Below are 12,453 nucleotides of genomic sequence, written 5' to 3'. Positions count from 1 at the left end.
GCGCCTGTGCCAGCCGGGGTGGCGCGCCCGGCTTATTTCAGCGCCGCCAGCGCTACTTTGGCTTTGGCGTCGGTGCTGGTTTTGTACTCGTGCTTGCTGTAGCTCAATGCCTTCTGAAAATACACCTTGGCCTGCGCTTTTTGCCCAGCTTCCAGGCATATATAGCCCAGTTGCAGAGCCGATTGCGGCGCGAAATAATAGGGCGCCGAGCCACTCAGTGCTATAGTGCGCTGGTAATAAAGCCGGGCCGAATCGAGCCGGCCGAGGCCGTGGTGGGCGCGGGCACGGCGGTAGGGCTCCTCCAGCCGGTCGCGCAGGGGCGTGGCGGCGGTAGCGTTGAAGCCATCGAGCGTGACCAAGGCTTGGCGGTAGTAGCCGCCGTCGAGTTGCAGGCGCGCTGTGGTGAGGGCGCGGTTCAGCGGCACCGCGTCGTCGACGAAGCGCTGGGCGTAGCGGTCCTCTTCCACCACGGTTTCGCCGCCGGCCACAATCTGCTGCCGGGCCCGCTGGGCCGCGGTGGCGTCGCCGCCCAGCCAGTGGGCGAGGTAGAGCTTAAACCAAGCGTCCTTGCGGTAATGCACCCCGCGGTACTCGTTCAGAAACAATTGATTGGCTTGAGCTGAAGCCGGATATTGGCCTTGGTAAAGCAGCAAATCAGCGGCCATATGGTGCAGGTAGGCCACGGGAAAATAGGTTGGGCCGGTGGGGCGGCTGCGGTAGGCGGCCAGAGCGCGGTCGGCGCGGTGCAGTTTTTTTTGTACCGACATACTTAAGTAGCTGAACAGCAGATTGTCGGGCTGCTCGCGGACGAGGCGGTCAGCCAGGGTGGCGGCCTCGTCGTCGGCGCCGTAGTAGGTCTGGCGGGTGAGGGCCAGCAAGATCTGCGCCTCGGTCTGAAAATCGTGCGGGCGCAGGGCTGCCGCGCGTAGGTTCTGCTGGCCCGCGTTGGTGTCGCCGGGCAACCCCAGCAGGTTCAGAAACCACCGGTAGCCCTCGGGCACCGAACCGATCAGGAACTGGCAGAGCCCGAGCGTTTTGCGCGTGGGCAGGTGCGCGGGCCAGCGCCGGGCGTTTTGCTGCACCTGCAAATAGGCCTGCCGCAGGCTCCAGGCGCCCTGAAACTCATGCCCAAACATGACCTGTGCCGCGGCTTGGTGCAGGCGAATTTCGGCGCGGGCATAGTCGCGCAAGGCCGAGTGCGGCAAGGCGTCGAGCTGTTCCAGGTAATCGTCCTGCTGCTCAATCACGGCGTCGTAGCGGGTGGCGTCCTGGCTCACCACTAGTTCGGTAAAACCCACGCCTTCGTCCACCAGCAAGGCGCCGGGGTTGTGGGGCGTCTGGCGCAGCTCGGCTCGCACTAGGGCGCGGGCTGCGCCGGTGCGCAGCTTCAGCAGCTCGGCATAGGCCCGCCGGCTGGCCGTGCTCAAGGCATCGGCCGATGCGCTTGCAAGGTCAGATTCGGACTGGAAGCGCGAAGAGCTATTCGAGGCGTAGGTGCGACCGAAAACCGCCAAGGCTGCCACCAGCAAAACCACGCGCGGCATAGCACTGCGTATGAAAAGCCGGCGCAAGCCTAGCTTCTGGCGTACCTCGTCGCAAAAGTGCATGGGGGTGGCAACAAAAAAGGAACGACACGAGGCCGTTCCTTTTCGAGACGTAACAACGAGTCGACTTAGCCGATTTTGGCTTCCACGTCGGCCAGAATACGGCCGCAGTGCTCACACACGATGATTTTCTTGTGCGAAATGATGTCGGCCTGGCGCTGCGGGGGCACCGTGTTGAAGCAGCCGCCGCAGGCGTCGCGCTTCACCATCACCACGGCCAAGCCGTTGCGGGCGTTGCCGCGGATGCGGGTGTAGGCCGTCAGCAGGCGCTCTTCGACGGGCTTGGCGGCTACTTCGCGCTCCTGCATGAGCTTCTGCTCATCGGCTTCGCTTTCGCCCACAATTACCTGCAGCTCAGCTTGCTTGTTGGTGAGGTCCTTGCGGCGCTCTTCGAGGCGCTGCTTGGTGCCACCGATTTCGATGTTCTTCTGGTCGATCTGGTACTGAGCCTCGCGGATTTTCTTCTCCGAAATCTGGATTTCCAGCTTTTGCAGCTCGATTTCCTTGCCCACAGCCTCGTACTCGCGGTTGTTGCGCACGTTCTGCTGCTGGTCTTCGTAGCGCTTGATGAGCGTTTCGGCGTCCTTGGCGGCCTGCTTGCGCTGCTTGATCTGCTCGTTGAGGGAGGCTACTTCCTCGTCAAATTTCTTAACGCGGACTTCGTAGCCGGCAATTTCGTCCTCCAGGTCGCGAACTTCTTCGGGCAAGTCGCCCCGCACGCGCCGGATTTCATCCAGTTGCGAGTCAATTTGCTGCAAATTCAGCAAGGCTTCCAGCTTACTGGCGACAGTGGTTTCCGTGGACGGATTAGAAATCATAGCGAACGGGGTTCGTGAGGGTCTCTGCTAACAAGACCGCAAAAGTACGCGAGAATTTCTCGGTAAGCAATGCCCGAAACAGCTCGCCGGTATACTGTTCGCTTTCGTAGTGGCCCACGTCGCAGAGCAGCAGCCGGCCTTCGGGCGCAAAGAACTCGTGGTACTTGATGTCGCCGGTGACGTAGGCGTCGGCTCCGGCCGCCACGGCTTTCCTGGTGAGGAAGCTGCCAGCCCCGCCGCACACGGCTACTTTGCGGATAACGGCGTGAAACTCGGTGTGCTTGACGACGGGCACGTGGAGCCGTTCGCGCAGGCGGCGCAGAAACTCCTTGGCGGGCAGCGGCTCGGCTAGTTCCCCAATCATACCGGAGCCCACTTCCTGGTGCTGGTTTTCCAGCTTGATGAGCTCGTAGGCTACTTCTTCGTACGGATGCGCCTCGCGCAGGGCGCGCAATGCCGGCTGCTGCAGGTGCAGCGGCAGCAGTACTTCCACGCGCTGTTCCTGCACGGTTTCGGGCTGGTTAGGTGTGCCGGTGTGCGGGTTGGCAGTGGGGCCGGGCGTAAACGTGCCGGTACCGTCGACACGGAAGCTGCAGTCGTGGTAGTCGCCAATGCGGCCGGCGCCGGCCGCGTAGAGGGCCTGCAACACCGCTTCGGTATGTGCAGAAGGCACATAGGTAATCAGCTTGCCGAGCAGACCAGGCTTGGGGTCGAGCACGCGCAGGTTTTCCAGGCCCAGCTTTTCGGCCAGGTGGCAGCTTACGCCGTGGCGCACGTTGTCGAGGTTGGTGTGGGCCGCGTACACGGCCACGTCGAGGCGCAAGGCCCGCATGATGGTGCGCTCGACTTCGGTAGCGCCGGTGAGGCGTTTGAGCGGCTGAAAAATGACAGGATGGTGCACCACCACCACGTTGCAGCCCCGCCGCATGGCTTCGTCGATGATGGCGGGGGTGCAGTCGAGGGCAATGAGTACGCCGCGCACCAAGGCCTGCGGGTCGCCGCACTGCAGGCCGGCGTTGTCGTAGCTTTCCTGGTAGGGCAGGGGCGCCCAGCCTTCGAGGGCGCGCGCGAGGTCGTGGACGGTTGCGGACATAAAGCGAAGGTACGTGCCGGGGCTTCTGCGGACGAAAAAACGGTTTCGCGTCAAAGCATTTCGCCCAACACCTTCGTGTACTGCGTCACGAAATCGGGTACTGCGCGGCGCTTGTATTGCATCAGGTAACGCGGGTGGTCGAACACTTCAAGGCGCTCAAACAGCTGCAGCTCGTGGTTGAGCCGCTCGAAATAGGTGGCGTTGCGGCGGCCCAGGCACACGGCTACGTCGCGGCGCAGGCCGAGGGCTACTTGTTGCTGCAGGGCGCTTTGGAGGTCGGGCCAGAGCGCGGCGGTCAGGGCCGGCGAGTCGTAATAATTGTAGTTGAGGCCGTGACGCAGCAGCACCAGCGGGTAGAGCGAGCCTAGGTAGAAATGCTGGTAGAACGCCGGGGCGCCGCCCAATGCAGAAACCAACTGGTAGATGAACTGGCTCGACAGCTCGCTGCGGCGCGGCAGGTTGTTGGCAATGCCGCAATGGGAAGCCAGGGCGGCCGGGTCGGTGAAGGCAATGCCGGTGGTGCCGCCGCCAAACCGGCCGGGATTGATGCCCAACAGCGCTACGCGGGGCCGGTCGTCGGCGTAATGCCGGTGCGCAAACCGGGTCAGCAGGTCGTGGGCAACGGGTTCTTTACAAGGATTGTAGGCCTCCACATCATTGGGCAGGGCGGGCGGGGCCGGGAAATCAGTAAGAAAAGTGAGCAGTCGGTCGGCGAAGGTGGGCATAGCGCGGAGCGAAAAACCAGCATACGGATGGCAACTTCGTTGGGGCCAGCCAACACGGGCAAGCGGAGGAAAGGTTTTGGGCGCATAGGCCGGGGCGCAGCCATTTCGCGTATTTTTGCCGGCCGTGCGCCTCGTAGCCTCCGGTTTTCTCTCCTGTTGCATGTCCCCGCTGCTGACTTTTGTGCTGCTTCCGCTCGCCTGGCTCTACGCCGGTGTGGCCGCCGTGCGCAACTGGCTCTACGACACGGGCCTGCTTGCGGCAACCGGCGCCGCTGTGCCACTCATTAACGTGGGCAACCTGCGCGTGGGTGGCACTGGCAAAACGCCCCACGTAGCGTGGGTGGTTGAGTTGCTGCGCAACCTGGGCCAGCAGCCAGCCATTCTGAGCCGGGGCTATGGGCGGGGAACCAAAGGCTTCCGCCTGGCCCGGCCCACCGATACCGCAGCCACCATCGGCGACGAGCCGTGGCAGCATTTCCACGAGTTTGGAGGCGCCGTGCCGGTAGCTGTCGACGAAGACCGCCGCCACGGGCTGGCCGAACTGGCGGCGCTGCAGCTGCCCATCAGCGCCGTGGTGCTCGACGATGCCTACCAACACCGCCGGGTGCAGCCCACACTCAATATTTTGCTCACCGAGCAGGCCCGGCCCTTCTGGCACGACTACGTGCTGCCCGCCGGGCGGCTGCGCGAAAGCCGCCGCGGGGCCCGCCGCGCCGACGTGGTCATTGTGACGAAATGCCCGCCGCAGTGGCCCGAAACCGCGCAGCACGCCGCTGCCGAGCAGGTGCGCCGCTACGCCCGGCCCGATGTGCTGGTGCTGTTTTCCTCTTACATCTACGGCAGGCCGGTGCCGGTAAGTGGCGCATTGACTTATTCATTGCCGACATCCGGCAGCGAAGTGCTGGTACTGACAGGCATTGCCCAGCCCGAGCCGTTGCTGGCTTACTTGCGCGAGGCGGGCTACCGTGTGGTGCGGCACATGAGTTATGCCGACCACCATGCTTTTACCTCCGCCGAGCTGGCCGAAGCCGCCGCCGTGCTTCAACCCGGCCAAGTAGTGCTGACGACGCAAAAAGACGCGGCCCGGCTGCGCGAACCGCACTTGCGTACTGCCGTGGCGAGTTTGCCGTTATTTTACGTTCCCATTCGCGTGAGCTTTCTGGCCGACGGCGCCGAGCGCCTGCACGCCTTGCTCATGCCGCTGCTTACGCCCCAACCCGTTGCCTGATTCCGCGCTTTCCTGCTTGATTTCCCGTTTGCCGGCTGCTGGGCTGCGGCGTGGGCTGGTGTTGCTGTTGTGGCTGTGTCCGTTGCTGCTGCGCGCCCAGATTGTCGACGACACCACCAAGGCGCTCTACGGACCCCGCACCACGCTGGTCGTGCGCGAGGTAAACGTGCTGCGCAACCTGCCCGAAGGCACTCCCATCGACACCACTATCAACGGCATTCAGCAGAGCCGCCACTGGTTTTACGATAGCACCTATCAGCAGGACCTGGGCAACTACGCCACGGCCTCGCGCCGGTTGCTGTGGGAAGTGAATACCAACATCGGGGCGCGTTTTGGGCGCACGGCGTTCGACAAGTATTTCCCCGAACCTACCACCATTCCTTACTACGACACTCGCTCGCCGTATTCTTTTTTTCGGTTTATCCAGGGCGGCACCGGCGAGTCGGTATTTGAAGGGATGTACAGTCGCAGCATCAAGAAGGCGGTCAACCTGGGCATTGCCTACACCCGCTTCGGCGGCGACAAGCAGCTGGCCAGCGCGCCGAAGGTTGGCTTGACGACGCACTCGGGGGTGCTGCTGTTCGGGCGCTACCAAACCAAGGACGACCGGTACCAGCTGCTGGCCAATTACTACATCGGGCGGCACTCGGCGGTGGAGCAGGGCGGCATCCGGCCCGGCTCCCAGGATCGGCTCGATTCGCTGCGCGGACTCTTTAGCTACAACCAGGAAAACGTGTGGCTCAGCCAGGCCACCAACACCGACAACCGCGACCGGTTTCACCTGGCGCACACCTACCGCCTCGTTGGGCGCGGGCTCACTGCATTTCACGTCCTCGACTGGGGCCGCCAGTACAACCGCTACGAAGACAAGGCGTTGCCGTACGACAACGACACGCTGCGCTACTACCCGCGGGCCCTGCTCGACTCCATCCGTACCGACGACCGGGCCGACTATCACCAGGTAGAAAACACGGTGGGCGTGCTCGGGCGCACCGATTTTCTGGAGTACCGGCTCTACGGTCGGGTACGCAATACCCGCCTGAGCACCCGCAACTTAGTGTATTTCCCTGCGGGCGAAGACCTGCGCCACCTGCTGCCCGACCGCCGCGCCAACCAACTGTTTGTGGGCGGCAGCGTGGCGTTCCGCTGGAAGCAGGTATTCGACGTGGAGGGCGCGGGCGAGTACAAGTTTCCCGACGAGTACTGGCTGCGCGGCTCCCTGCGCTACGGCCCGCTGCGCGCCGACCTGACCAGTTCGGCCTATGCGCCCAGTTTTACCGAAACCCAGCTGACGAGCAACCACTATCGGTGGCAGAACAACTTCTCCAACACGCTGTCGAATGAGCTGAAAGTCTCGCTCAACCAACGGATTGGGCGGCGCGAGGCCCGTTTGCAGCAGCAAGTGCGGGCGTCGGTGGCCGTAGCCAACGTAACCGATCTGGTGTACTACAACCAGTTGGCCGAGCCCGCGCAGCTTAGCGGCAGCCAGCAGCTGCTCATTGGCACCCTGCGCCACCAGTTGCACCTCGGTCTGCTGCACACCGACAACGAAGTGGTGCTTACCCAAGGCGGAAGCGGGGAGGGACTGCGCATTCCGCCGGTCGTAGCCAATTTGAAAGTGTACGCCGAGGGCTTTTTGTTCAAGAAAGCATTGTTCAGCCAGATCGGGCTCGAAACCTATTACCAGGCGCGCTGGCAGCCCTACGACTACGCGCCCAGCACCCAGCAGTTCTTTGTGCAAGACCACTTTACCAGCCGCAGCTACCCCATCGTCGATGCGTTTGTGACGGCCGACATCAAAACCGTTTCGGTGTTTTTGAAGATGGCTTACCTCAACCAAGGCATCTACCGCAACGGCTACTTCGCCAGCCCCTACTATACCGGTAATCCGCGCAGCTTTCAGTTCGGCATCAAGTGGAATTTCTTCGACTAACTAATCGAAAAGAAATGCTGTTGCCGTTTGGTAGGTAAACAATTGCTTTAGCTGATTATGACCGACTCTTTGCCCCCGCTGCCCTCGGCAGAAGAAGCCGACAAGCGCGAAAAAACCATCCTGAAACTCAAGCTCAATACCGACCCGCGCTGGGTGGATATTGCCAGCAAGAACATCGGCGACATCCTCGTTGACCACGCCTACTGTGAGCAGAAAGCGGCTTCCACCGGCATTTCGCTCATCGTGAGCTACCCCGAGAAAACCCGGCTGGTGGACGAGCTGACCGACCTGGTAGCCGAGGAGTGGAGCCATTTCGAGCGGGTGCTGCAGGAGTTGCGCAAACGCAACCTGCCGCTGGGCCGTCCGCGTCGCGACGAGTACGTGGTGGAACTGATGAAGCACGTGCGCCGCGGCGGCGCCCGCGAACGGCAGCTCATGGACCAGTTGCTGGTGTCGGCCCTGATTGAGGCACGCTCCTGCGAGCGGTTCAAACTGCTCTGGAAGCACATTCCCGACCCCGAACTAAGCAAGTTCTACTACGAGCTGATGGTGTCAGAAGCCGGGCACTTTGTGGCCTACGTCGACCTGGCCAAGGAATATTGCAATGCGCAGGAAGTCGATACCCGGCTGCAGGAGCTCCTCAAGATCGAAGGCGACATCGTGACCAGCCTGCCCGTGCGCGACGACCGAATGCATTAAGTGCGGGCCGCGGCTTTATCCGGAGATGTTGCACAAAGCAAGCGAGAGTCCTGCTTTAGGTAAGATGGACTAAAAGCTTATTAGAAAATTATTTAGTATTCGACCTGCTTGCAAAGCACAAAGCTGCTACCGCTCCGGTGTCGTCTCGCCCGAGCCTGAACTGCGCGAGTTAAGCAGGCCAGTGGGCACACTCAACTCGCCCGTGTGCGGATCGATCAAGCCGTTGCGCTCGTCTTCGATGTTGGTGGCTTGTGTGTACACGTCGCCGGCAATGGGGCGCCGCCGCAGCTCTTGCTTAAAGGCCACAATGGCGGCGGTGCGGGCGGCGGCGTCTTGCGGGCCGCCGTAATCGGGAAAGCCGAAGCCGCCCCACTCGCTGACAATCAGCGGTTTTTGGCGTCGGTAGAAAAACGGGTCGCCCACCACCAGCGGAAAAGCGGCCGTGCCTTCCAGCTCGCCGGCCACAAGGCGGTCAAGCAGTTCCTGCCAGCGCGTGAGGTCGGGGGTGTAGAGGTGGGCCGTGAGCAGGTCTGACTTCAGGCGGCCTTCCTGGGAAATGTGCTGCCAGCCGTCGTTGTCGACCACCAGAAACTGGGGGTGCTCGATGAGCATGTAGTGGTACATGTCGACGATGTAGCGCCGGGTTTCGGGGTTGGTGGCAATGTCCTGCGCGCCCCAGTCTTCGTTGTAGAGGCTCCAGATAACCACCGACGGGTGCGACTCGATGAGCGCCAGCATGCGCAGCAGCTCAGCCCGGTGATTTTCGCGGCTGCGGTGCGTGGAGCTGTGGGGGCTGGGCACTTCCACCCACAGCAGCAGGCCCAACTCGTCGGCCAGGTTGTAGATGCGCGGATCGACGCCGGCAATGTGTACCCGCACTAGGTTGCAGCCCAGGGCCTGCATGGCGTGCATGTGGCGCTGCATTTCCTCGAACGTGGCCGTACCCGGCTGGTACAGAATGCCATCCAGGTAAATCGGCTGGTTGTTGAGGTACACGTAGCGCCCTCGCGACTCAATTTTACGCAGGCCAAACAGCGTTTCGATCTGCGCCGCGTGCCCATTCGCATCAATGAGCTGGCCTACCAAGCGGTAGAGCGTGGGCGACTCCGGCGACCAAAGCTGCGCGCCCGGCAACTCCATTACCACGCGCTGCTGCCGTTGCCCGGCCTCCAGCTTCAGCGGAAAATCAGAAGTAGCCATCGGCTGATCCGTCGCCCGCTCAAACACTTGCAGCCGCAGGGTGTACTGGCCAGGGTCCTGAATGCGGGTGCTCAGGTTGAAGCGCACCAATTGGTCCTCGATGGTGCTGTCGACGCCCACGCGGGAGCGGAGGCGGTTGCGCTCTACTAGCTCCAGCCACACCGAGCGCACGGCCCCGGTTTGGGTTTGGTACCAGATGCCGCCGCGCTTGTACACGTGCGACTCCTGCTTGCCGCGGGGCGTTTCGGCGTCCATGGTATCGGCAATGCGCACCGTGAGGCGGTTGACGGGCCGTAAATGCGCCTCGTGCAGCTCGTAGCTGAAGGAGGTGTACTCGCCGTAGTGCACGTCTTCGCCTTCGATGGTGCGCAGCTGGTGCCCGTTGAGCCACACCCGGGTTTCGTAACCGCAGGCTCCAAACGTGAGCTGATACAGGTGGTTATCCTGCCCGTCGGGGCGCGCGGGCAGCGTAAATTCCCGCTCGTACCACGCCACCACCTCGTCTTGCCACGCCGAAGCCATGTGGCCTTTGGCGGCGGCCATATGGTCTTCTATCGACCCGGGCCACTGGGCCTTGTGTTCGTAGCGGTGTCCCAAGTGCCACCCTTCGCGCAGCCCGCAATCGGCATCGTCGATGGCGAAAAACCACTCACCATCAAGCAGTTCGTAGTTGTTGGTGCGCAGAACAGCGCGCGGCAAACGGTTGCCGCCGTCGGGCTGAGCACCGGCGGCGGTAGGCGGAGGTGTTCTTGGTTCGCTCATGCAACCCAGGCATAGGTGAGCTTCTACAAACGCAATTCGGACGCTGAAGGATGGATCAGAAGCCGAACAATACCGATTGACAGGGCCGGCGACAGGCAGCAGGAGCCGTTTAGGAACTGGTTCTCGCCCACCGATGAAAACCGAGCCGGGTTACTACCCGACGGTAGCGATCCGGATCAGAACCGCAGCGAAAAAGTACCGTTGGTTACGCTCACATTCCCGGCTGTGCCCACCGCGGTAAAGCTGAACGTGCCGGCTGCGGTACCGGCAGTGGCATCGAACGCCGTAACGTTGATGCTGCCGCTGCCCGAGTTGCTGGTCGTGCCGTAAGTAAGGGTAGAGGGGCCAGTGTTGCGTATGTACAGGGCTGATACATAAGGCGACGTGCCGAGAGGGTAGTTGCCGACCCCGTAAAAAGACATGCCCATGCTCAGCTGCAGCTGGTCGGTGAGTCCGCCGATGGCCGAAAGGAAGAAGATGCCGTTGGCAACATCTACGCTGCCCGTTGGAGGAACTCCCGTGTACGTTACCCCGCCAATCGACCAACCGACCGTGCCCCCTTTGATGGTGCCATCGGACACGGCCACAATAGTCCCGGCGTCGGTGGTGTTGCCGGCGGTGACCGTTACGCTACGCGGAGCAGGCTGCTTGTAGCCGTTGGCCGGCGTAAACGAGAGCGTGTAGCTGCCGGCATCGAGCTTGGGTAGCGAGAAAGCACCAGTCGAGGCATTGGGAGTAGCTAGAAACGTGAGCCCGCCCGCATTGGTGGCCGTAACGGCGCTGATAGCCCCAACCGGGCTAATGACGCCCGTTACGGCACCGGTGGTGGGAGCAGGGTCCTGTTCTTTTTCGGTGTTGGTGCAGCCGGCAAACCCGAACGTGAGCAGGAGCAGGCTTAGCCAAGCTAGGCGGTAAAGCGGTGAGGTAAAGCGAGGCATTGGGAGCAAAATGGGAATACAGGCGCAATAATCAGCAACCGATAGTCGGCCACAAAAAACGGCCACGTCGGGCCGTTCTTAAAAGCGAATAGATCAGGTTTTCTGCTTTTTCTTTTTGGCCGCCGGAAACAAAATATTGTTCAGAATCAAGCGGTAACCGGGGGAGTTGGGGTGCAGGCTCAGGTCGGTGGGTTCTTCTTCCACCAAGTGCTGGTAGTCTTCAGGGTCGTGGCCGCCGTAGAACGTCCAGGTGCCTTTGCCCAACTCGCCGTGCATATAGCGCACCTCGCCCGAGGCCTTGTTTTCGCCCATCACCAGCACATCCGATTTAACCAGGCTCTTGCGGAACGCGGTGGTCTGGCCCATGAAACCCTTCACGGTTTTGGTGTGGTTCTGGGTGAGCATGGTGGGCACCGGGTCGTACTTGGCCGAGAAAGTGAAGAGCGAAAAGTAGTCGTTGTCTTCGCCCACGCCTCGCTCGTAGGGTTGCATGTCAATGTTGGAATACTCGTACTGGTACGGGTCGCGCACCAGCGTGAAGTCCTTGAAAGCCAGCGTGCGGTTGAAATTAAGCTTCGATTGGGCCGTGGGGTCGGCCGGGTCGCCGTCGTACATGCTTTCCACCATGTCGAGGCCCAGGCCGGCCAGGGCAATGTCGTAGGTGTCGGTGGCCGAGCACATGGCGAACAAGAAGCCACCGCCAGCTACAAATTCCTGCATCTTGGTTACCACCGAGGCTTTCATCTGAGCTACTTTTCCGAAGCCGTGGCGCTTGGCCGCGGCCTCGGCATCGCGCTGCTGCTGCTGGTACCACGGACGGTTGCGGTAGGAGGCGTAGAACTTGCCGTACTGGCCGGTGAAGTCTTCGTGGTGCAGGTGCAGCCAGTCGTATTTGGGCAGCTTGCCGTCGAGCACTTCGTCGTCGTAAATTTCCTCGTAGGGAATTTCGGCGTAGGTCAGCACCAGCGTCACGGCGTCGTCCCAGGGCTGCTTGCCTTTGGGCGTGTACACCGCAATTTTCGGCGCCTTCTCCAGTTTCATCACGTCCATATTGGCGTTGGGCTCGGCTATCTGGGCCAGCACGCCGTTGTACTGCGCGTCGCTGATTACCTGGTAAGTAACACCCCGCACGGCCAGCTCCTGCTCCACGCCCGGCATGTTGGGGCAGGCAAAGGAGCCGCCGCGGTAATTCAGCAGCCAATCAACTTCTACCTGCTTGCCCAGCAGCCAATAAGCCATGCCGTAGGCCTTGAGGTGTTCCTTCTGCGCCTCGTCCATGGGAATGAGCACCTCGCTGGCGCGAGCCGCCAACGGGCGACCCAGCAGCGCCACGCCCAGCAGCAGAAAAGAGAAAACAGTACGGAGCAAAAGCATGCGACGAAGCGGAAAAAGCAGCCTAAACAAATGTAGCGAAACCAGCAGGAGTTTTGCCGAAAGCCAGTACCTTTCGGCC

At 61.9% G+C, this 12,453-nt stretch carries 10 protein-coding genes; 3 read left to right on the top strand and 7 right to left on the bottom strand.

All coding sequences use genetic code 11. The features are described 5' to 3' along the window. Positions 1–32: 32 nt before the first annotated feature. The 4 genes from F0P96_RS19290 to F0P96_RS19275 form a co-directional block, all read right to left on the bottom strand. Entirely contained in the window at positions 33–1,544 is a 1,512-nt protein-coding gene (locus tag F0P96_RS19290; RefSeq protein WP_151080626.1) for a tetratricopeptide repeat protein, read from the bottom strand. Positions 1,545–1,672: 128 nt separating this feature from the next. Then, entirely contained in the window at positions 1,673–2,422 is a 750-nt protein-coding gene (locus F0P96_RS19285) for a zinc ribbon domain-containing protein (protein WP_151080625.1), read from the bottom strand. Continuing rightward, a complete protein-coding gene (locus F0P96_RS19280; protein ID WP_151080624.1) occupies positions 2,412–3,515 on the bottom strand; it encodes a Nif3-like dinuclear metal center hexameric protein in 1,104 nt (367 codons plus the stop codon). The genes F0P96_RS19285 and F0P96_RS19280 overlap by 11 nt, the downstream gene beginning before the upstream one ends. Before the next feature lie 50 nt (positions 3,516–3,565). Then, entirely contained in the window at positions 3,566–4,240 is a 675-nt protein-coding gene (locus F0P96_RS19275; protein WP_151080623.1) for a uracil-DNA glycosylase family protein, read from the bottom strand. Positions 4,241–4,400: 160 nt separating this feature from the next. Here F0P96_RS19275 and lpxK point away from each other — a divergent pair, with 160 nt between their 5' ends. The 3 genes from lpxK to F0P96_RS19260 are packed head-to-tail and all read left to right on the top strand — an operon-like array spanning position 4,401 to position 8,100. Then, positions 4,401–5,468: a tetraacyldisaccharide 4'-kinase gene (lpxK, locus tag F0P96_RS19270; RefSeq protein ID WP_151080622.1), complete on the top strand. Its 1,068-nt coding sequence runs from the start codon at positions 4,401–4,403 to the stop codon at positions 5,466–5,468. A 16-nt stretch (positions 5,469–5,484) separates the two neighbouring features. Then, positions 5,485–7,401, top strand: coding sequence for a putative porin (locus F0P96_RS19265; RefSeq protein ID WP_160619931.1), 1,917 nt, complete (start codon positions 5,485–5,487; stop codon positions 7,399–7,401). Between the two features lie 57 nt (positions 7,402–7,458). Next, entirely contained in the window at positions 7,459–8,100 is a 642-nt protein-coding gene (locus F0P96_RS19260) for a MiaE family protein (protein WP_151080620.1), read from the top strand. Positions 8,101–8,226: 126 nt separating this feature from the next. Here F0P96_RS19260 and F0P96_RS19255 read toward each other — a convergent pair whose 3' ends face one another. The 3 genes from F0P96_RS19255 to F0P96_RS19245 all read right to left on the bottom strand — a co-directional run bounded on the left by F0P96_RS19255 (position 8,227) and on the right by F0P96_RS19245 (position 12,374). Then, the gene (locus F0P96_RS19255) at positions 8,227–10,062 is read right to left on the bottom strand and encodes a glycoside hydrolase family 2 protein (RefSeq protein WP_151080618.1); all 1,836 of its coding nucleotides are present in this window, start codon (positions 10,060–10,062) and stop codon (positions 8,227–8,229) included. 176 nt (positions 10,063–10,238) lie between these two features. Next, complete coding sequence (locus F0P96_RS19250) at positions 10,239–11,000, bottom strand: DUF6252 domain-containing protein (RefSeq protein ID WP_151080617.1); 762 nt, start codon at positions 10,998–11,000, stop codon at positions 10,239–10,241. Between the two features lie 93 nt (positions 11,001–11,093). Continuing rightward, entirely contained in the window at positions 11,094–12,374 is a 1,281-nt protein-coding gene (locus F0P96_RS19245) for an asparagine synthetase B (protein ID WP_151080615.1), read from the bottom strand. Between the last annotated feature and the right edge of the window lie 79 nt (positions 12,375–12,453).

Source organism: Hymenobacter busanensis, assembly GCF_008727865.1.
Classification (GTDB): domain Bacteria; phylum Bacteroidota; class Bacteroidia; order Cytophagales; family Hymenobacteraceae; genus Solirubrum; species Solirubrum busanense.
Note: the sequence above shows the minus strand (reverse complement) of the source record. Positions and strands in the feature narration are given on the sequence as shown.